Source organism: Pseudomonas sp. LAP_36, assembly GCF_019456785.1.
Taxonomy (GTDB): domain Bacteria; phylum Pseudomonadota; class Gammaproteobacteria; order Pseudomonadales; family Pseudomonadaceae; genus Aquipseudomonas; species Aquipseudomonas tritici.
In genome coordinates this window covers 106,368-126,454 of sequence record NZ_JAHZMS010000007.1, presented here as the reverse complement: position 1 = coordinate 126,454, position 20,087 = coordinate 106,368, and the positions used below count along the sequence as shown (strand labels likewise).

Genomic DNA, 20,087 nt, shown 5'->3' with positions numbered 1-20,087 from the left:
ATGCACCTGCTCAGGACCCAGCCCGGTGGTTTCGTCTCGGACGACAATATTGCCGACCTTGGCCAAACCCCCGCTGAACTGGTGATCCTGTGCAGCGGCGATTCGAGCCTCGCACTGCTGGCCGAAGCGGCCCAGCACTTGCCGGACGATTACCCGACGTTTCGCCTGGCCAACCCGATGCAGGTGCAGAATCATGCCTCGGTCGACTTGTACGTCGATGAGGTGTTGCGCCACGCCAAGGTCATCCTGATTTCGCTGCATGGTGGCATTGGTTATTGGCGTTACGGCATCGAGCGTCTGGTGGAGTTGGCGGAACGCGGCGTGCAACTGATCCTGGTGCCGGGGTGTGATCGCCCGGACCCTGAGCTCAGCGGCTTGAGCACTGTTGGCGCACAGGCGCGTGACCGCCTGTGGCACTTCCTACGCCAGGGCGGCCTGGCTAACGCGCTGGATTTTTACCGCTGCCTGGCCAGTGCTTACCTGGGCCGCGACTATGCCTGGGCTGAACCGCAAACCCTGCCGCGCACGGCGATTTATCACCCGCGCAACGCCAATGCTCGCCTGAATGATTGGCAGGCGGATTGGAACGCTGATTGGCCGGTGGCGGCGGTGCTGTTCTACCGCTCGCATTTGCAGGCGGCCAATACCGGCTTTATTGATGTGTTCTGCCAACGCTTGCAGGCGGCGGGGTTGAACCCGTTGCCGATGGCGGTGGCCAGTTTGAAAGAGCCCGGCTGCCTGACGGTGGTCGAGGATTGGCTGGATGAGGTCGGCGCGGCGGTGATCCTCAACACCACCGGTTTTGCCCAATCCAGCCCCGAAGCGCCGCACGTGCGTCCGTTTCGCCGCAATATCCCGGTGATCCAGGCGATCTGCGCCCAAGACAATCAGCCCGGCTGGGAGGCCAGTGCACAAGGCCTCGGCCCGCGCGATCTGGCGATGCACATTGCGTTGCCGGAGCTGGACGGGCGCATCATCAGCCGGCCGATCAGCTTCAAGGACCTGGCCTGGCGCAGCGAGCGCAGCCAGTCGGATGTAGTGTGCTATCGGGCAGCGCCCGAGCGTATGGATTTCGTGGCTGAGCTGGCGCGGCGCTGGGTCGAACTCGCGCGGGTGCCGAATGCGCACAAGCGTATCGCATTGATCCTCGCCAACTACCCGACCCGCGATGGCCGTATCGGTAACGGCGTAGGCCTGGATACGCCTGCAGCGGCGCTGAATATCCTGCGTGCCCTGCAGGCCGAAGGCTATCCGCTGCCGGACACCTTGCCCGACAGCGGCACTGCACTGATTCATCAACTGCTGGGCGGTGTCACCAACGACCTGGACAGTCTCGACCTGCGTCCGTGCCATCAAAGCCTGGGCCTGGACGACTACGAGACACTGTTCAGTCGCTTGCCCGAGGCCAATCGCCAAGCGGTGATGGAGCGCTGGGGCACGCCTCATAACGATCCGATGTTCCGTGAAGGTCGCATGATGATCGCCGGTCTGCGCCTAGGGCTGACCTTCGTCGGTATCCAGCCGGCACGAGGTTACCAGGTGGACGCCAGCGCGGTGTACCACGACCCGGACTTGGTGCCACCCCATGGCTATCTGGCGTTCTACTTCTGGTTGCGCCATACCTACGGCGCCCACGGCGTGATCCACGTGGGCAAGCACGGCAACCTGGAGTGGCTGCCGGGCAAGGGCGTGGGCCTGTCGGAAAACTGCTGGCCCGATGCGCTGCTGGGGCCGCTGCCGAATATCTACCCGTTTATCGTAAATGACCCGGGCGAGGGCGCCCAGGCTAAACGACGCACCCAGGCGGTAATCATCGATCACTTGATGCCGCCGCTGACCCGCGCCGAAACCTACGGCCCGTTGCGTGACCTGGAGTTGTTGGCCGACGAGTATTACGAGGCGCAACTGCTCGATCCACGCCGCGCCCTGGAATTGCAGAAAGACATCCTCAAGCTGGTGCGCGAAACCCGTATCGACCAGGAGCTTGAGCTGGACAAGGACGCCGACGCCGCCATCTGGCTGCCGCGCCTCGATACCTACCTGTGCGACTTAAAGGAATCGCAGATCCGCGACGGCCTGCACATCTTTGGCGAGTCGCCTGAAGGCCGCTTGCGTATCGACACCTTGCTCGCCTTGCTGCGCATCCCGCGTGGTGACGGCCGAGGTCCGCAATCGAGCGTACTGCGGGTGTTGGCCAAGGCTTTCGAGCTGGACTTCGACCCACTCGACTGCGCCCTGGCCGAACCCTGGACCGGGCGTCGGCCCGACGTGTTGCTGAACATCGATGAGCAGTTGTGGCGCACCGCCGGCGATACCCGCGAGCGCTTGGAGTTGTATGCAGCGCGGTTGATCGAACAGGCGCTGGAAGGGCCGCTTGAACAGTTGGAAGCGCCCGGTTGGGAGGAGGTGAAGGCGGTGATTGAAAGTCTGCGCAAGGTGGTGGCGCCGTGCCTGGACGCCTGTGGCCCGGCAGAAATGCGCGGGTTGCTGGACGCCTTGAGCGGCCGCTTCGTGCCTGCCGGCCCCAGTGGCGCACCGAGTCGTGGGCGTTTGGATGTGCTGCCGACCGGACGCAACTTTTTCACCGTCGACGTGCGCAACCTGCCGACCACTACGGCCTGGCGCATCGGCTTCCAGTCGGCCAACCTGATTCTTGAGCGGCACCTGCAAGACCATGGCGACCACCTGCGCCAGCTCGGCCTGTCGGTGTGGGGCACCGCCACCATGCGCACTGGCGGCGACGATATCGCCCAGGCCATGGCGCTGATGGGTGTGAGGCCGGTGTGGGCGACGGGCAGCCAGCGCGTGGACGACTTTGAAATCCTGCCGATCAGCCTGTTGGACCGTCCGCGCGTTGACGTCACGTTGCGCGTGTCTGGCTTTTTCCGTGACGCCTTCGCCAACCTGATCCGCCTGTTCGACGCGGCGGTGCAGGCGGTGGCCGCGCTGGACGAACCAGACGACATGAACCCGCTGGCGGCCAAAGTGCGCAGTGAACGTGAGGCGTTGCTCAAGTCGGGCATGGACGCCGAAGCCGCGGCGAAACAGGCCGGCTGGCGCATCTTCGGCGCGAAACCCGGCGCCTATGGTGCGGGTGTGCAGGGCGCGATCGATGGTCGCCTGTGGCAAAGCCGCGAAGACCTGGCCGAGGTCTATTTGAACTGGGGCGGTTACGCCTACGGCGGCTCCGATGAGGGCACCGCCGCCCGCGAGCAATTCGCCCAGCGCTTGAGCCAGGTGCAAGCGGTGTTGCAGAACCAGGACAACCGCGAGCACGACCTGCTCGACTCCAATGATTACTACCAGTTCCAGGGCGGCATGCTCGCCGCCGTGGAAACCCTGAGCGGCGAAAAGGCCGCCAGTTACCACGGTGACCACAGCCAACCGGACCTGCCGAAGATCCGAACGCTGAAGGAAGAGCTGAACCGGGTGATCCGTTCCCGCGCCGCCAACCCCAAGTGGATCGACGGCGTGAAGCGCCATGGCTATAAAGGTGCGTTTGAAATGGCCGCGACCGTGGACAATCTGTTCGCGTTCGATGCCACCACCGCGCTGATCGACGATCATCAATACGCCTTGCTCGCCGACGCCTACCTGCTGGACCCTGACACCCGGGCCTTTGTGCAACAGCACAATCCCGACGCCCTGCGTGATATGACCGAACGCATGCTGGAAGCGCAGCAACGTGGCCAGTGGCAAGAGCCGGGGGCTTATAAAGAAGCGTTGGAAAACCTGTTGCTGGATATAGAAGAAGACAGCTGATGACTGATATTCCACATTTTCCGCTGTCCGCCGTGGTCGGCGCCGACGACTTGAAGTTGGCCCTGTGCCTGACTGCCATCGACCCGAAGATCGGCGGCGTGCTGATCGAAGGCCCACGCGGCATGGCCAAGTCCACCTTGGCGCGGGGCCTGGCGGACCTGCTGGCCAGTGGTCAATTCGTCACCTTGCCCTTGGGCGCTACCGAAGAGCGGCTGGTGGGGACGCTGGACCTGGACGCCGCATTGGGCGAAGGCCGCGCGCAGTTTTCCCCCGGCGTCTTGGCCAAGGCTGACGGCGGCGTGCTGTATGTCGATGAAGTCAACTTGCTGGCCGATCACCTGGTGGACCTGCTGCTCGACGTGGCGGCCAGCGGCACCAACCTGATCGAGCGTGACGGCATCTCCCATCGCCATTCGGCGCGTTTTGTACTGATCGGCACCATGAACCCGGAGGAGGGCGAGTTACGCCCGCAACTGCTCGACCGCTTCGGTTTCAACGTGGCTTTGAGTGGGCAGACCCTGCCAGCCGAGCGCGGGCAAATCATCCGTCGTCGCCTGGATTTCGACAGCGACCCGGCGGCGTTCTGCGCGCACTGGGCAGCGCCCCAAGCCGCCCTGCGCGAGCGCTGCACCCAGGCGCGGGCGCGACTCGACACTATCGAACTGGATGACCAGGCACTGGCGCAGATCACCGAGCGGTGCTTTGCCGCCGGTGTCGATGGCTTGCGTGCGGATCTGGTTTGGCTGCGCGGCGCCAGGGCGCATGCGGCATGGCGCGGGGCGAATGCCATCGCCGAGGAAGACATTGAAGCCGTCGCCGAGTTTGCCCTGCGCCATCGCCGCCAGGCACCATCGCCGCCGTCCAATGCGCCGAGCGAAGGGCAGTCGCCAACGTCCTCCGACTCGTCGCCGGGTCAAGGCCAATGGGGTGACATGCCCGCACCGGCCCTGCCCACGGGCGCACGCCGGGATGTGCCCACCTGGCAAAAAAAGCCCTAGGCATTCGCCCTCGACCTGACGCGGGGGCGGATGCCCGGCCCAAGGCAGGGCGGCTGGATAGAGGCAGGCACGGTAAGGCACGGAGTGCGAAACAGGGTTCGATCAATTGGCCGGGCACTTTGCTCGATGGCCGGCCGCAATCGCGAGAAGATCTACGGTTTCACCTGCGCAGTCGCTCGGCCCATGAATTGTGGCTGGTGATTGTCGATGCGTCGGCGTCGACCCGGCGCCATCGTGCGCTCACCGATGCCAAAGGTTTGCTGGCCCAGTTGTTTGATGACGCCTACCGCCAACGCGCGCGGATGGCCTTGTTGACGGCCAGCGGGCAATCGCCCAAATGGCAGGTACAGGGGCTGAAAGCGGCGAAGGGTTTGGCCGGATGGCTGGACCAGTTGGGGGCGGGCGGGGGCACGCCGTTGCTCGCGGCGCTGACTGAGGCTGGGCATTGGCTGGCGGTGCGACGTGAGCGGTTTCCGACTGAGGAGCAGCGGTTGTTGGTGATTACCGATGGCCGGCTTAAGGATGTCGCAGGACTGCCGTTGCTGGAGTGCTCGGGATTGTTGATAGATATCGAGCGTGGGCCGATCCGGTTGGGCCGGGCTCAGGAATTGGCGGCCGGGTTGCAGCTGGATTATCGGCATATCGATAGCGTGTAGTGAGCGGGCTTGCCCCGCGCTGGGCTGCGAAGCTGCCCCAAAATCAGGCACCACGGTTTTCCTGACAAAAAACGGTTGCCTTATTGGGTCTGCTTCGCAGCCCAGCGCGGGGCAAGCCCGCTCACTACAAATCCTTCAGCCTGCCCCCGGCACATTCGGCCAAAGATCCGCCACCAGAAACAGCCGCTCAGCCTCTTCCCAATCCTCACCCACCTGAACCAGCCGCACTAATAGCTGCGCTGGCGCCATCGGATCCAAGTCCGCCAGCCAACCCTGCATCTGCTCTTCACTCCATACGTCATCCACCGGGTAATGCGCCGGCGCCAGCCATGCATGCCGAGGCAGGGGTTGCCAGCGGCCGGGTGCGCTGGCGCTGACAAATGCCCGCCAGTCGCGCTGATGCAACCAGCGCCCACGCAAATGCTGCGGGTGGGCACCCACGGGTGCCTGCGCTTCACCGGGCCAGGGATACAGCAAATACCCGCCCAGCCACAAATGCGCATCGAACTGCTGGATATCCAGCGCCGCCAACACCTCGCGGCTCTCCGCCCGCGCCGAGATTGGCAATTGGTGCTGGGCCAGATGCGCCAGCTTGCGATCCAGCCGATCATGACAGCCCGGCCCCAGCCACTGCGCCGTGTCCTGGCCGTCGCCGTCCTGCGGCCCCAGATAGAGTTTGATCGCCAGTTCCAAGTGATGCACGCCATCGCGGTCGCGCAGCAACATATCCAGCTCGCCGAGGGTATGCCCGGCGCGACGGATCGGCAGGTTGGCGGCCAGCAACTCCACGCCCGGCGCGTGCTGCACGGCGAACTGCCATAACCGCTCGTAATAAAGCCCAAGACGACGGGTACGGGCCAGGCTCAGCCAGTGTTGCAAGGGGCTGCTGTCGTGATCGAGTGCACGTAACCATTGTTCGAGCAGGTGCGGCGCTTGCACCCAGTCACTGCCGGCCAACGGGTGGCGTTGCGGCCACGGCGTCTGCGCCAGCATTGGCGGGGCGAGCATCACCCACGCCAGGTCGCGCACTTCAGGGTGGCGCAGCTGGCGGGGCAGGGTGTGCAGATCTGGGAACACAGTCATGGTCCGAGCATAGCCTTTTAACGGTGGCGCAGGTGGCTGAGAACCGTTGTCATCAAGGGTTCATGGCGACAAAGGATTTTGCCTGGGGCGGCCTTTCGCCCATAATCGTTTTTTTTTGCCCCACCCCAAATCCCGCAGGAGCCCCATGGAGCAATTTCGCAATATCGGCATTATCGGTCGCCTGGGCAGTACCCAGGTGTTGGACACCGTCCGCCGGCTGAAAAAATTCCTGCTGGAACGCCACCTGCATGTGATCCTCGAAGACACCATCGCCGAAATCCTCCCCGGCCACGGCCTGCAAACCTCGTCGCGCAAGATGCTCGGCGAAGTCTGCGACATGGTCATCGTGGTCGGTGGCGACGGCAGCCTGCTCGGCGCCGCCCGGGCCTTGGCGCGGCATAATGTGCCGGTGCTGGGGATCAACCGGGGTAGCCTGGGGTTTCTCACCGATATCCGCCCGGATGAGCTGGAAGTCGAAGTGGCCAAGGTGCTCGACGGCCACTACCTGGTGGAAAACCGCTTTCTGCTGCAGGCCGAAGTGCGCCGCCACGGCGAAGCCATCGGCCAGGGCGATGCGCTCAATGACGTGGTGCTGCACCCCGGCAAGTCCACGCGAATGATCGAATTCGAACTGTATATAGACGGCCAGTTCGTGTGCAGCCAGAAGGCTGACGGCCTGATCGTCGCCACGCCGACCGGCTCCACCGCCTACGCGCTGTCGGCGGGTGGCCCGATCATGCATCCCAAGCTGGATGCCATTGTGATCGTGCCGATGTATCCCCATATGTTGTCCAGCAGGCCCATCGTGGTCGACGGCAACAGTGAGCTGAAAATCGTGGTGTCCAAAGACATGCAGATCTACCCGCAGGTGTCCTGTGACGGTCAGAACCATTTCACCTGCGCGCCCGGTGACACCATCACCGTGAGCAAGAAGGCACAGAAGTTGCGGTTGATCCACCCGCTGGACCACAACTATTACGAAGTGTGCCGCACCAAGTTGGGCTGGGGCAGCCGCTTGGGGGGTGGAGGCGACTGATGCTCGATCCCGCGCGTAGCTACGACCTGATTGGTGACGTGCACGGTTGCGCCCATACCCTTGAGCACTTGCTCGAGCGGCTGGGGTACCACAAGCAGGGCGGCACCTGGCGTCATCCTTCGCGTATGGCGGTGTTCCTCGGCGATATCATCGACCGTGGCCCGCGTATCCGCGAGGCGTTGCATATCGTCCACGACATGGCCGAGGCTGGCCAGGCGCTGTGCATCATGGGTAACCACGAGTTCAATGCGCTGGGCTGGAGCACGCCAGCGCCGCCGGGCAGCGGCAAGCAGTTTGTGCGTGAACACAACCCACGGCATGCACGGTTGCTCCAGGAGACGCTGACCCAGTTCGAACACCACCCGGCCGACTGGCACGACTTCCTCGGCTGGTTCTATGACATGCCGCTGTTTGTCGACGCCGGGCGTTTCCGCGTGGTCCACGCGTGCTGGGATGACGGGTTTATCCAGCCGCTGCGCGCGACCTTCCCGGACGGCTGCATCGACCAGCACTTCCTGCAGGCCGCCGCTGTCCCGGGCAGTTTTGCCTGCAATGCGTTCGACCGCCTGCTGCGCGGCACCGACATGCGCCTGCCGGATGGCCTGACGCTGACCGGCGGCGACGGCCTGACGCGCTCGTTCTTCCGCACCAAGTTCTGGGAAGACGACCCCAAGACCTACGGCGACATCGTGTTCCAGCCCGACGCACTGCCGGAGCCGGTAGCACGCACGCCGTTGTCGTCCACTGAAAAGAATTCCCTGCTGCGCTACGGCGTCGACGAGCCTTTGCTGTTCGTCGGCCATTACTGGCGCAGCGGCAAACCGGCGCCGATCCGCCCGAACCTGGCCTGCCTGGACTACAGCGCGGTGCTGTACGGCAAGTTGGTGGCGTACCGCCTGGATCAGGAAACCCGCCTGGATCCGCGTAAATTTGTATGGGTCGACGTTGAGCGGCCCGAGGTCATTACATGAGTACTGTGGCTGTATTGCGCCTGCCGCTGAGCGTCGACCTGGGTGGCTTCGTGAAGTTGCTGCAACGCATGCAAGTGCCCCATCGCATCAGCGAGGAAGCGGGCGAGCAAGTGTTATGGGTGCCCGAGACCATCAGTGACGACGTGCGCGTGCTGTATCAGCGCTTTCCTGCGGGTGATCCGGACCAGCAATTGGATATTCCTGAACAGGCGCCGGTCAAGCGCCCGGGTTTTGTCGAGCAATTGCGGCATAGCCCGGTAACGGCGTTGGTGCTGCTGGCGAGCATCATCGTTGGCGCGGTGACCTTGCTTGGCGAAAACCTGCAAGCCATGAGCTGGCTGACGTTCCTGCCGTTTCGCATTCTCGGCGAGTACATCCAGTTCACGCCGCTGGCCGAGACACTGGCCTCGGGCCAATGGTGGCGGCTGGTTACGCCGATGCTGATCCACTTCGGCATCCTGCACCTGGCCATGAATGGCATGTGGTATTGGGAGCTGGGCCGGCGCATCGAAGCGCGCCAGGGCAGTATCAACCTGCTGGGGCTGACGCTCTTGTTCAGCCTGGTCTCCAACTACGCTCAATACGCCTATGGCGGCCCCGGGCTGTTTGGCGGTTTGTCCGGCGTGTTATATGGCCTGCTTGGGCATTGCTGGATTTTTCAACTGCTGTCGCCGAACCCGGCGTATCGCCTGCCCCGTGGCGTGCTGGCGATGATGCTGATTTGGCTGGTGCTCTGTATGTCCGGGCTGATCTCGATGATCGGCTTCGGCGAAATCGCCAACGCTGCCCATGTCGGCGGCCTGGTTATCGGTTGCTTGACCGGCTTGCTGGGCGGGTTGTACAGCCGCCGCAAATCGTCTATTTGATAAGGAAGAGCCTCATGTCCTCTTTTGCTGAAATGATTGAAAACATCACCCCGGACATCTACGAGAGCCTCAAGCTCGCCGTGGAAATCGGCAAGTGGTCCGATGGCCGCAAACTGTCCCCTGAACAGCGTGAGCTGTCCCTGCAAGCCATGATCGCCTGGGAACTCCAGAACTTGCCGGAAGACCAGCGCACCGGCTACATGGGGCCGCAGGAATGCGCGTCCAAATCCGCGCCGGTGCCGAACATCCTGTTCAAGTCGGACGCGATCCATTGATTGAAATTGGACGTGGTGCAGTCAGCAAGATGTCGGCGCAACTCGGTGAGCCGACCGTTCAATACGCGTTTCGCCTGGGCGATGCCGAGGTGCCAGTCAACCCGTTGATCGGCACGCACATTCGCCTGGAATACTTGGGTGCCATCCATTGCAGCCATTGCGGCCGCAAGACCAAGACCAGCTTCAGCCAGGGGTATTGCTACCCGTGCATGACCAAGCTGGCCCAGTGTGACCTGTGCATCATGAGCCCCGAACGTTGCCATTACGATGCCGGCACCTGCCGCGACCCAGGCTGGGGCGAGAAATTCTGCATGACCGACCACGTGGTCTACCTGGCGAATTCGTCGGGGATCAAGGTCGGCATCACCCGTGCCACTCAACTGCCGACGCGCTGGCTGGACCAGGGCGCGAGCCAAGCGCTGCCGATCATGCGCGTGGCGACCCGCCAGCAATCCGGTTTCGTCGAGGACGTGCTGCGTAGCCAAGTGGCCGACAAGACCAACTGGCGCGCGCTGCTCAAAGGCGATGCCCAGCCTGTCGACCTCAAGCACGTGCGCGACGAACTGTTCGCCTCCTGCGCCGAGGGCCTGCTGAGTTTGCAGGAACGCTTTGGCTTGCAGGCCATCCAAACGATTGCCGACATCGAACCGATCGAAATCCGCTACCCGGTCGAGCAGTATCCGACCAAGATCGTCAGCTTCAACCTGGACAAGAACCCGATTGCCGAAGGCACGCTGCTGGGGATCAAGGGCCAATACCTGATCTTCGACACCGGCGTAATCAACATTCGCAAGTACACGGCCTATCAGCTCGCCGTGCATCAGTAAAAAGGATGCCACCCATGCGCACCGAACAACCGAAGATGATTTACCTGAAGGACTATCAGGCGCCGGACTACCTGATTGACGAGACGCACCTGACCTTCGAGTTGTTCGAGGACCACAGCCTGGTCCATGCGCAACTGGTGATGCGCCGCAACCCGGAGCGCGGCGCCGGTTTGCCGCCGCTGGTGCTGGATGGCCAGCAACTGGAGCTGTTGAGTGTCAACCTGGCCGATCAGGAACTGACGGCCGATGATTATCAACTGACCGACAGTCACCTGACGGTGCATCCGCAGAGTGCGACGTTTACCCTGGATACCACGGTAAAAATCCACCCGGAAACCAACACCGCCCTGGAAGGCTTGTACAAGTCCGGCAGCATGTTCTGCACCCAGTGCGAAGCCGAAGGCTTCCGCAAGATCACTTACTACCTTGACCGCCCGGACGTGATGAGCACGTTCACCACCACGGTGATCGCCGAGCAACACCGCTATCCGATCCTGCTGTCCAACGGCAACCCGATCGCCAGCGGCCCCGGCGAAGACGGCCGCCACTGGGCGACCTGGGAAGACCCGTTCAAGAAGCCTGCCTACCTGTTCGCCCTGGTGGCCGGTGATTTGTGGTGTGTTGAAGACACCTTCACCACCATGACTGACCGCACTGTGGCGCTGCGCATCTACGTCGAGCCGGAAAACATCGACAAGTGCCAGCACGCCATGACCAGCCTGAAAAAATCCATGCGCTGGGACGAAGAAACCTACGGCCGTGAGTACGACCTCGACATCTTCATGATCGTCGCGGTGAACGACTTCAACATGGGCGCCATGGAAAACAAGGGCCTGAATATCTTCAACTCCAGCGCCGTGCTGGCCCGCGCCGAAACCGCCACCGACGCCGCGCACCAGCGGGTGGAAGCGATCGTTGCCCACGAATACTTCCACAATTGGTCGGGCAACCGCGTGACCTGTCGTGACTGGTTCCAGCTGTCGCTCAAGGAAGGCTTCACGGTATTCCGTGATTCGGGCTTCTCGGCTGATATGAACTCCGCCACGGTCAAGCGCATCCAGGATGTGGCGTACCTGCGTACCCACCAGTTCGCCGAAGACGCCGGCCCCATGGCTCACGCCGTGCGCCCGGACAGCTTTATCGAAATCTCCAACTTCTACACCCTGACGGTGTACGAAAAGGGCTCGGAAGTGGTCGGCATGATCCACACCCTGCTCGGCGCCGAAGGCTTCCGTAAAGGCAGCGACCTGTATTTCGAACGTCATGACGGCCAGGCTGTGACCTGCGACGACTTCATCAAGGCCATGGAAGATGCCAACGGCGCCGACCTGACTCAGTTCAAACGTTGGTACAGCCAGGCCGGTACGCCACGCCTGGCGGTGAGCGAGTCCTACGACGCAGCGGCCAAGACCTACAGCCTGACCTTCCGCCAGAGCTGCCCGGAAACCCCGGACAAGGTAGAGAAACTGCCGTTCGTGATCCCGGTGGAATTGGGCTTGCTGGACGGGAAGGGCGCGGGTATCGCCTTGCGCCTGGCCGGTGAAGCGGTTGCGGGCGGCACGTCGCGTGTGATCTCGGTGACCGAGGCCGAGCAGACCTTCACTTTTGTCGATATCCCTGAGCAGCCTTTGCCTTCGCTGCTGCGCGGTTTCTCGGCGCCGGTGAAGCTGAGCTTCCCGTACAACCGCGATCAACTGATGTTCCTGATGCAGCATGACAGCGATGGCTTCAATCGTTGGGATGCCGGTCAGCAGCTGTCGGTGCAGGTCTTGCAGGAGCTGGTTGGTCAGCATCAACAAGGCCAGGCGTTGAAGATGGATCAGCGCTTGATCACCGCGCTGCGCAGCGTGTTGAGCGACGAACGCCTGGACCAGGCGATGGTGGCGGAAATGCTATCGTTGCCGGGTGAAGCCTACCTGACCGAAATCAGCGAAGTGGCGGATGTGGATGCCATCCACGCCGCCCGTGAGTTTGCGCGCAAGCAACTGGCCGACAACCTGCATGAAGAACTGTGGCTGCGCTACCAGGCCAATCGCGAGCTGTCCAAGCAAACGCCGTATGTGGCTGCGGCTGAGCATTTTGCCCGTCGCGCGTTGCAGAACATCGCGCTGTCGTACCTGATGCTCAGCGGCAAGCCGGAAGTCCTGGCCGCGACGCTTGAACAGTTCGACAGCAGCGACAACATGACCGAGCGCCTGACCGCGCTGGCGGTGCTGGTGAATTCGCCGTTCCAAGCGGAGAAGGCCCAGGCGCTGGCCGTGTTTGCCGAAAACTTCAAGGACAACCCGCTGGTCATGGACCAGTGGTTCAGCGTTCAGGCCGGCAGCACCTTGCCGGGTGGGCTGGCGCGGGTCAAAGCGTTGATGGAACACCCAGCGTTCACGTTGAAGAATCCGAACAAGGTTCGCGCCTTGATCGGCGCCTTTGCCGGGCAGAACCTGATCAACTTCCACGCAGCGGACGGCTCGGGTTATCGCTTCCTGGCGGACTTGGTGATCGAGCTCAATGCCTTTAACCCGCAGATCGCTTCGCGCCAATTGGCGCCACTGACCCGTTGGCGTAAATACGACAGCGCGCGCCAGGCGCTGATGAAGGCGGAGTTGGAACGCATTCGTGGCTCTGGCGAGCTGTCGAGTGATGTGTTTGAGGTGGTCAGCAAGAGCCTTGCCTGAGTCACTGCACTGAAGGAAAAAACGGCCTGTCGGGCCGTTTTTTACGGCTGTAGATTTCTCCGTAGGTCATAATGGCGGGCATGACTTCTGACTCGCCCCTCGCTGCCTACCAATACGCCATTGCCCAACAGGGCTTCGTTGCCGACGACGCCCAGCGTCGCGCGGTGGACGCGTTACAAACCTGCCATGAAGCCCTGCATAAAGGCCGCACGCCGATCACCGGCGTATACCTATGGGGCCCGGTCGGCCGTGGCAAGACCTGGCTGATGGACCAGTTCTATCAAAGCCTGCGGGTGCCCGCGCGACGCCAGCATTTTCATCACTTCATGAAGTGGGTGCACCAGCGACTGTTCCAGCTGACCGGCACCCACGATCCGTTGCAGGCGCTGGCCCGGGAGCTGAGCGCGGAGGTGCGCGTGCTGTGCTTTGACGAGTTGTTTGTAAGTGATATCGGTGACGCAATCATTCTCGGGCGCTTGTTTCAAGTCATGTTCAAGGAAGGCGTGGTGATGGTGTGCACCTCTAACCAACCGCCTGACCAGTTGTATGCCGATGGCTTCAACCGCGATCGACTGTTACCGGGCATTGCGGCGATAGAGCAGCACATGCAGGTGGTCGCGGTCGATGGCGCTGAGGATCACCGTTTACACCCAGGCGTTGGCATTCAGCGCTATTGGGTGAATCAGCCCGACGCGCTGGCAGATGTGTTCAGACAGTTGGCCCCAGGGCAGGCGGTGCATAGCGGACCGGTCGTTGTCGGGCATCGTTCCATCGTCGCCGTGCAGTCTTGCGACACCGTGCTCTGGTGCCGCTACGCCGACCTGTGCGAGCAACCTCTGGCGGCGATGGACTTCATGTTGCTGTGCGATCGCTTCAAGGCGATCCTGCTGGGCGAGGTGCCTGACCTTAGCGCGCAACAACGCCCGGGCCGCATAGCCCGTGGCACCGAAGACGGGGCCCAGCGCATAGCGGCCGGGGATCGTGAATTGCCGCAGCTGTCGGTGCGTGATAACGGCGTACGTCGGTTCATTGCTTTGGTGGATGAGTGCTACGACCGCAGGGTGCCTTTGTATGTGGAGGCTCAAGTGCCGTTGGAGTGCCTCTACACCGAGGGTTACCTGGAATTTCCTTTCCGCCGCACCCTGAGCCGCTTACGAGAGATGCAGTTGCAGCGTTACGGCTGAAGCGTGTGCGAAAAGATCCGCAAATGAATGATTCGCGCTTTTTTACCGGCGCAACCTTCGCGTTTTCAAACGCATATTTGTAGTTAATCTCCTTCAGCAGGCGGTGCTTCCACGCTTACAATTGGGCCTCTCAAAGGGAACCGAATCCCTTGTTGCCGTTATCGAGGAAGGAAATGGACACCCCTGACATCCTGGTGCTGCAAGCCAGCTACACCAACGCCGTGCATGCCGAAGCCATCTCGCTGGTGCTCAACCATTACGCCGAAGATCCGATGGGGGGTGGGCACAGCCTGGACCCGGATTTGCTAGCGCAACTGCCGGCCGAATTAGCCAAGCGTGCGCACGCGTTCAGCGTGTTGGCGTTTGTGAATGGAGAGCCGGCGGGGTTGGTGAATTGTTTTGAAGGTTTCTCGACCTTCGCCTGTCGCCCATTGGTCAACGTCCATGACGTGGTGGTAATGGATCAGTTCCGTGGCTTGGGCTTGAGTCAGAAAATGCTGCAGAAGGTTGAGGAAATCGCCCGTCAACGCGGTTGCTGTAAGATTACCCTGGAAGTGCTTGAGGGCAATGAAGTAGCGAAGGCCGCGTACCGCAAGTTCGGATTTGATGGCGCTAAGTTTGATCCCGCGTATGGCGCCATGTTGTTTTGGAATAAGTCGCTGTAAAAAATAGGGGTGTGACGGGCAATAAAAAAGGCGCCATTACATGGCGCCAAGTTAATCTTTGTCAACGGAGCGGAATGACAAAGAGTATTACAGTACATCAACTTTTTGGTTGCTGTGCGTCATCGCTTTTCGAGTTTTTTACATCGCTGGAGGCCGTTTGCTCGGTTGTGCCGTGCGCCTTGTCCTGCATGAAATTAAAGTTAGCGTAAAACTCTTTGGAACGCTCTGAACCGCCTTCGGCAAAGGCGGCGGCGGAACTCAAGGTCATTAAGCCAGCAAGTATCAGCGTCGAGATTTTCATTGTCGGTATTCCCATAAAGTGTGATCGGTGTCTGTTCTCTTGGATCAGACTCGTGGGGCCGATTATGTGCAGGGTGGATTAAGCGAAGCTTAACGGGATAGCCGCCAACCTTAACGATTTTGTTAAGCTTGGCGGTCATATAAGCTGTATTTTAAAGCTTCCAATCCAGCGCAAGCGTGATAGCGCGCGGGTCGCCCCAATAAACGCCGTTATAGAAGCCGACGCGTTCGTAATATTTTTTATCAAATAGATTATTGATGTTGATCGACGCCGAAACGTGTTCGTCGAACTGGTAGCGGGACATCAGGTTGACCACTGCGTAGGCCTGCTGGGTGATCTTCGCCCGTTCGGTGACCAGCCGATTACCGACACGTTGCCCTGTAGGCCTGTCGCTGAACTCATAGATATCGCTCTGCCAGTTGACGGCCCCCCCCACCGTCAGGTTTCGCCACGTCCCCGGCAAACGGTAGGCGCTGGACACCTTCAGCAAATTCAATGGCTGCCCGGTGTTGTTGCGCTTGTCCGAGCCATTAACGGAGTGGGTGTAGGTGTAGCCCGCCGTCAGGTTCCAGTCCGGCATCACTTCGCCGGCAACCTCCAATTCGAAGCCGTTGACCTTGTTACCTTTGCCGCCGGACTTGTAGTACTCCTCACCCGTGGTCGGGTTAGGCAGGGCCGATTCATCCCGCTCAGCGACGTTGTCCTGTGTGCTCCAGAAGTACGCTGCCGCCACGTTCAAGCGTTCTTTCAGCAAACTTCCCTTGAGACCCACCTCATAGTTGCTGCCCACCACCGGTTCCAGGTACTTGCGGTTGACGTCCTTGAGGCTTTGCGGCTTGAATATGTCGGTGTAGCTGGCGTAGACGGTGTATTCCGGCGTGATGTCGTAGAGCAGGCCGGCGTAAGGCGTCCACAGGTCATTGTGGGTCTGGCGAGTCTTGTTGGCCGCGATCAACTGATCATCGTCACCGTATTCGGGCGTCGAGCTCTCCAACGCCCAACTGCCATAGCGGCTGCCCAGTACGGCGTGCAAGCGCTCGGTGAGACTCAAGCGCGTGGCCAAGTAGCCGGCTTTCTGTTGCTTGCTGCTGTGTTCACCCTTGAGGTCGGTAACGGTGTCGCCGAACTTGCCAATCCCGCCCATGTATTTCCAGTCGTCGATCGTGTAGTAGCCACCTGGGATGCTGCTGCGCATCACTGGGGACACGTCCCGCTGCGTGGCCTCGCCATAACCCATCATCAGTGCATGTTCGCGGCCCAGCAACGCGTAGCTGCCGGCAAGGTTGAGGTCGACAGCTTCCATTCTTGAGGTGCCACGCATGTGGCTGGCCCAGGCAGTCATGCCGCTGCGGTCGTCATTGGGGAAACCCGCGCCGCCGTAGTACACCTTGCCATCCGTGTCGCTCTGGCGATGGGTATAGGCTGCCTTTAAATGCCAATCACCGCCCAGCCGATGATCGAGGCTGGCGAAGGTTGTCTTGTCGGTCAGCGGCCAGGAACTCCAGTGCGCCGCCATATTGGTCGAGCGCGACAGCCCGGCCTTGCCACCCTGGCTATTCCAGTAAGGCACGGTGCCCCAGGACGTGCCTTGCACTTGCTTGTTCTGGTAATCAAAACCTACGGCCAGTACGGTTTCATCTGATAAATCTGCTTCAAGAATGCCGTAGCCAACCGCCCGTTGCAGCGCGTAGTTATCACGCAAGGATTGGCTGTCGCGGTAGGCCAGCACCGTGCGCCCGCGCAGCTTGCCGTCGAATGCCAGCGGACCGCCCACATCCATGTAGCTGTAGTAGTTGTCGTAGCTGCCGGCCTTTACCCCGGTTTGCGCCTGCCATTGAGCGGTAGGGCGCTTGCGCACCATATTGACCGTGGCGGAGGGGTCGCCGGCGCCGGTGGTCAAGCCGGTGGCACCACGAACCACCTCGATGTGGTCGTAGATGATGGTGTCGGCATCGGATTTCATGTAGCCAAAGGTGTTGAGCATCCCATCAATCTGGTAGTTGCTGATGCCATAACCACGCGAGGAGTAGGAGACGCGGTCGGAGTCGTTGTGCTGAACGTTGACCCCCGTGGTCTGGCGCAGCACCTCTGTCAACGTATTGAGATTGAAATCATCCATCTGTTGGCGAGTGATCACCGAGATCGACTGCGGGGTTTCCTTGACGGACAGGTTAAGGCGGGTGGCGGTACTCATCGAACCGGTCGTGTAGGCGCCCGTGTGTTCAGTGGTGGCGCCAAGGCTTTCGGCGGTGATGCTGGTGGCGCCCAGTTCGAACGTTTTCTGTTCGGGGTCGGTTTCAGCCAACAGATCCGGGCTCGCGACCACGCTGAAGAGGCCGAGGGTGAAGGTCATGGAGCGGGTAAGAGGCGCAAACATCGCAGAAGACTCCTTGTCGTCTTTTTGGCCTTTCCGGTCGGGAAAGGCCATGGTTCAAAGACGAAAGGAGTGGGCGAACTTTAGGCTTAAACGAGAATGATTGTTATCTTTCTGTTACGGCGCCGGCTGTTCCTGGAAGACTACGTCAGCCGGGCTTACCTTTTTCGGCTTGATCAGGCTGAAGTCAATCAGGGGTTTTTGTTGGCGCAGGTAGGGGTTGCCTATCATCTGCGGGCGTGCCGTGAAGCTGTCGCTCACCAGGCTTTTCGTACGGTCCAACTCGTTGAAACTCAGGCCGGCGAGGTCGGCCCACGTATGAATCAGCTGCGAGCTGCTGTAAGGCCGTTGCAAGTCGCCGGCAAAGCTCCAGTCGTGGTTTTCACGCCATTTTGGTGAGGCGTAGGCCATGAACGGAATGGTGTACATCGGCGCCGTCGGCTTGCTTTCGTTGCGTCCCAGCGTGCTGTGGCCCGCCGAGTCGAACACGTCTTCGCCGTGGTCCGACAAGTACAGCAGGAAACCGTTTGGATCGGTCTTGGCGTAGTCCTTGATCAGGCTCGACACCACAAAGTCGTTGTAGAGCACGGCATTGTCATAGCTGTTGTAGGTGGGCAGTTGATCGTCAGTCACCCCAGCCGGCACGCCCTGGCGGTCGGTGAATTTATCGAAGGTCTGCGGGTAGCGATACTGGTAGCTCATGTGGGTGCCCAACAGGTGCACCACGATGAACTTACGCTCGGCCGGGTCGGCCAGGGCCTTGGAAAACGGCGCCAGTACGTCGCCGTCGTATTGACGGGCGTTCTGGTTGCGGTTGTTGTTCAGGTACACCTGCTCGTCGGCCTGTTCGGAAAAGGTCGTGAGCATGGTGTTGCGCTTCGTCATGGTCTGTTGGTTGGTGATCCAGTAGGTCTTGTAGCCGGCCTGTTTCATCACGCTGACAATGGATGGCGTCTTGAGGTACAGGTCCGGGTTCTCTTCGTCAGCGAAGGTCAATACCTGTTGCAGCGCTTCGATGGTGTAGGGGCGCGGGGTGATGACGTTGTCGAACACCGCCAGTTGGTCGCGCAGTTTGTCCAGCTCCGGCGTGGTGTTACGCGGGTAGCCGTAGAGGCTCATGCGCTGACGGTTGGTGGACTCGCCGATCACTAGGACCAGGGTTGATGGCTGGCCGGCCATGCTGTCCTTTAGGTTTGTGAGGGGCGGGATCTGGCTGGCGCTGTCGAGCATGCCTTGCATGTTGTCCAACTGCTCGGTGTAGCGGCGGTAGGCGACGATCATCTGCCACGGCACCGCGGGTTCGATGCGCGATTCAAAGCGGTCGATGGCATCGTCCATTGTGTCGCTGCGGGCGATCTGCTTGACCAGCGGGTAACCAATGACGCCCACCAGGATCGCCGTGGCTGCGAGCAGCGCCTGGCCACGTGGCAGATACACCGGGCGTACGCGGGTCCATAGGAAAATGGCCACGGCGGTGTGGGCGATGAACGCAAGCACGATCCACCAAGCGAAATATTGGGTGGCGTATTCACCGGCTTCAGAGATGTTCGACTCGAACATGATGAAGATGACGCTTTGGGAAAATTCCTGCTGGTAGATGAAGAAATAGCCCAGGCTGGCCATGGAGCAGGCCCACAGGACTACACCGATCAAGGCGGCGAACAAGCGTGTACGGCGGGGGAATATCAGCAGTGGCGCCAGCCAGATCGCACTCATGAAGAACGCTTGGCGAAAACCACTGAAACCAGAGGTGCCACTGAGCTGAATCAGCAGTTGGGTAATACCCGAGAAGTACCAGAAAAACAGGAATAGCCAGCCAAGACCGGCCCAATCAAAGCTTTTCGCAGACTTGGTGCTGCGTTCGAACATCGCCATCCAGCGCTCCAACCCGATAATTTTTCAGTCGACGCGCAGGGCTGCGCGCAACAGAGGCCACCCTTGCATGGGGTGGCCCTTCGGGCGGGAGTATCGGGAGGGACGTGTGAAAACTTTGTGAGATTTTTGTAGGTGTAATCTTACAAAGTGATGACGGGGTTTAGCAGAGCGCTGGCTGGGCGCCGGAAGGCTGATCCAACTGGGCCTGGATGATGTGCGAACGCAGGCGTATGACTTCCTGCTGCAGTTGTTCGCGTTCGTCTTTCAACTGGCGCAGCTCGTCGCGTCGAATGGTGACGTAGAGGGTCTGTGGCGGACGGTTCATCTGTGCAGTGCTCATTGCTTACCTCGCAAATAGCCAGTGTGTCGCGGTGTGCCAGAACGCTTGAGTCGAGGTTCTCGGCAGCAGTCAGGGCAATTCTGAATTCTTTTTGCGAGCAATGGAACTTTTTTATTTTTGAAGGTCGTGTGACTTTTTGTGCAGTGATGCTGAAATGATGGCAAATTTTTTGTCATGAAACTACAGGTATCCGCGCTGGACT

At 60.9% G+C, this 20,087-nt stretch carries 16 protein-coding genes; 11 read left to right on the top strand and 5 right to left on the bottom strand.

The window, feature by feature from the left end:
• From cobN to JBO08_RS21435, 3 genes are read left to right on the top strand one after another with little or no spacing between them, the layout of a single operon-like run.
• Window positions 1-3,762 (top strand): cobaltochelatase subunit CobN, encoded by a 3,762-nt coding sequence (cobN, locus tag JBO08_RS21445; RefSeq protein WP_065876392.1) that lies wholly within the window; start codon window positions 1-3, stop codon window positions 3,760-3,762.
• Entirely contained in the window at window positions 3,762-4,760 is a 999-nt protein-coding gene (locus tag JBO08_RS21440) for an ATP-binding protein (RefSeq protein WP_065889697.1), read from the top strand. Before cobN ends, JBO08_RS21440 begins: the two co-directional genes overlap by 1 nt.
• Window positions 4,761-4,813: 53 nt before the next feature.
• Window positions 4,814-5,416: a VWA domain-containing protein gene (locus tag JBO08_RS21435; RefSeq protein ID WP_065889699.1), complete on the top strand. Its 603-nt coding sequence runs from the start codon at window positions 4,814-4,816 to the stop codon at window positions 5,414-5,416.
• Window positions 5,417-5,551: 135 nt separating this feature from the next.
• Here JBO08_RS21435 and JBO08_RS21430 read toward each other — a convergent pair whose 3' ends face one another.
• Complete coding sequence (locus JBO08_RS21430) at window positions 5,552-6,499, bottom strand: DUF1853 family protein (protein ID WP_065876389.1); 948 nt, start codon at window positions 6,497-6,499, stop codon at window positions 5,552-5,554.
• A gap of 145 nt (window positions 6,500-6,644) precedes the next feature.
• Here JBO08_RS21430 and JBO08_RS21425 point away from each other — a divergent pair, with 145 nt between their 5' ends.
• From JBO08_RS21425 to JBO08_RS21390, 8 genes are all read left to right on the top strand, one after another.
• Complete coding sequence (locus JBO08_RS21425) at window positions 6,645-7,535, top strand: NAD(+) kinase (protein WP_003217892.1); 891 nt, start codon at window positions 6,645-6,647, stop codon at window positions 7,533-7,535.
• A complete protein-coding gene (locus tag JBO08_RS21420) occupies window positions 7,532-8,506 on the top strand; it encodes a metallophosphoesterase (RefSeq protein WP_371913935.1) in 975 nt (324 codons plus the stop codon). The genes JBO08_RS21425 and JBO08_RS21420 overlap by 4 nt, the downstream gene beginning before the upstream one ends.
• The gene (locus JBO08_RS21415) at window positions 8,503-9,372 is read left to right on the top strand and encodes a rhomboid family intramembrane serine protease (protein WP_065881589.1); all 870 of its coding nucleotides are present in this window, start codon (window positions 8,503-8,505) and stop codon (window positions 9,370-9,372) included. The genes JBO08_RS21420 and JBO08_RS21415 overlap by 4 nt, the downstream gene beginning before the upstream one ends.
• A gap of 14 nt (window positions 9,373-9,386) precedes the next feature.
• Window positions 9,387-9,647 (top strand): YeaC family protein, encoded by a 261-nt coding sequence (locus tag JBO08_RS21410; RefSeq protein ID WP_049708657.1) that lies wholly within the window; start codon window positions 9,387-9,389, stop codon window positions 9,645-9,647.
• A complete protein-coding gene (locus JBO08_RS21405) occupies window positions 9,644-10,474 on the top strand; it encodes a DUF2797 domain-containing protein (RefSeq protein WP_065876386.1) in 831 nt (276 codons plus the stop codon). The genes JBO08_RS21410 and JBO08_RS21405 overlap by 4 nt, the downstream gene beginning before the upstream one ends.
• Before the next feature lie 14 nt (window positions 10,475-10,488).
• A complete protein-coding gene (gene pepN / locus JBO08_RS21400; protein ID WP_065889701.1) occupies window positions 10,489-13,146 on the top strand; it encodes an aminopeptidase N in 2,658 nt (885 codons plus the stop codon).
• 80 nt (window positions 13,147-13,226) lie between these two features.
• Entirely contained in the window at window positions 13,227-14,330 is a 1,104-nt protein-coding gene (gene zapE / locus JBO08_RS21395; RefSeq protein WP_065876384.1) for a cell division protein ZapE, read from the top strand.
• Window positions 14,331-14,503: 173 nt separating this feature from the next.
• Window positions 14,504-14,995 (top strand): GNAT family N-acetyltransferase, encoded by a 492-nt coding sequence (locus JBO08_RS21390; RefSeq protein ID WP_065876383.1) that lies wholly within the window; start codon window positions 14,504-14,506, stop codon window positions 14,993-14,995.
• Window positions 14,996-15,092: 97 nt separating this feature from the next.
• On the opposite strand, the gene JBO08_RS21385 is transcribed toward JBO08_RS21390, so the two are convergent.
• The 4 genes from JBO08_RS21385 to JBO08_RS21370 form a co-directional block, all read right to left on the bottom strand.
• The gene (locus JBO08_RS21385; protein WP_065876382.1) at window positions 15,093-15,296 is read right to left on the bottom strand and encodes a hypothetical protein; all 204 of its coding nucleotides are present in this window, start codon (window positions 15,294-15,296) and stop codon (window positions 15,093-15,095) included.
• A 151-nt stretch (window positions 15,297-15,447) separates the two neighbouring features.
• Window positions 15,448-17,673: a TonB-dependent siderophore receptor gene (locus JBO08_RS21380; RefSeq protein WP_220074924.1), complete on the bottom strand. Its 2,226-nt coding sequence runs from the start codon at window positions 17,671-17,673 to the stop codon at window positions 15,448-15,450.
• Between the two features lie 114 nt (window positions 17,674-17,787).
• Window positions 17,788-19,545 carry a phosphoethanolamine transferase CptA gene (locus tag JBO08_RS21375; protein WP_065876380.1) on the bottom strand — a complete coding sequence of 586 codons (1,758 nt, stop codon included), beginning with the start codon at window positions 19,543-19,545 and terminating at the stop codon, window positions 17,788-17,790.
• Between the two features lie 160 nt (window positions 19,546-19,705).
• Window positions 19,706-19,885: a DUF6026 family protein gene (locus JBO08_RS21370; protein ID WP_139113268.1), complete on the bottom strand. Its 180-nt coding sequence runs from the start codon at window positions 19,883-19,885 to the stop codon at window positions 19,706-19,708.
• Between the last annotated feature and the right edge of the window lie 202 nt (window positions 19,886-20,087).

What these genes read in the sequence shown, in the direction of transcription:
- cobN (WP_065876392.1), top strand. Translation starts at nt 1, where the DNA reads ATGCACCTGCTCAGGACCCAGCCCGGTGGTTTCGTCTCGGACGACAAT.
- JBO08_RS21440 (WP_065889697.1), top strand. Translation starts at nt 3,762, where the DNA reads ATGACTGATATTCCACATTTTCCGCTGTCCGCCGTGGTCGGCGCCGAC.
- JBO08_RS21430 (WP_065876389.1), bottom strand. Translation starts at nt 6,499, where the DNA reads ATGACTGTGTTCCCAGATCTGCACACCCTGCCCCGCCAGCTGCGCCAC.
- JBO08_RS21425 (WP_003217892.1), top strand. Translation starts at nt 6,645, where the DNA reads ATGGAGCAATTTCGCAATATCGGCATTATCGGTCGCCTGGGCAGTACC.
- JBO08_RS21415 (WP_065881589.1), top strand. Translation starts at nt 8,503, where the DNA reads ATGAGTACTGTGGCTGTATTGCGCCTGCCGCTGAGCGTCGACCTGGGT.
- JBO08_RS21410 (WP_049708657.1), top strand. Translation starts at nt 9,387, where the DNA reads ATGTCCTCTTTTGCTGAAATGATTGAAAACATCACCCCGGACATCTAC.
- pepN (WP_065889701.1), top strand. Translation starts at nt 10,489, where the DNA reads ATGCGCACCGAACAACCGAAGATGATTTACCTGAAGGACTATCAGGCG.
- zapE (WP_065876384.1), top strand. Translation starts at nt 13,227, where the DNA reads ATGACTTCTGACTCGCCCCTCGCTGCCTACCAATACGCCATTGCCCAA.
- JBO08_RS21390 (WP_065876383.1), top strand. Translation starts at nt 14,504, where the DNA reads ATGGACACCCCTGACATCCTGGTGCTGCAAGCCAGCTACACCAACGCC.
- JBO08_RS21385 (WP_065876382.1), bottom strand. Translation starts at nt 15,296, where the DNA reads ATGAAAATCTCGACGCTGATACTTGCTGGCTTAATGACCTTGAGTTCC.
- JBO08_RS21380 (WP_220074924.1), bottom strand. Translation starts at nt 17,673, where the DNA reads ATGTTTGCGCCTCTTACCCGCTCCATGACCTTCACCCTCGGCCTCTTC.
- JBO08_RS21375 (WP_065876380.1), bottom strand. Translation starts at nt 19,545, where the DNA reads ATGGCGATGTTCGAACGCAGCACCAAGTCTGCGAAAAGCTTTGATTGG.
- JBO08_RS21370 (WP_139113268.1), bottom strand. Translation starts at nt 19,885, where the DNA reads ATGAGCACTGCACAGATGAACCGTCCGCCACAGACCCTCTACGTCACC.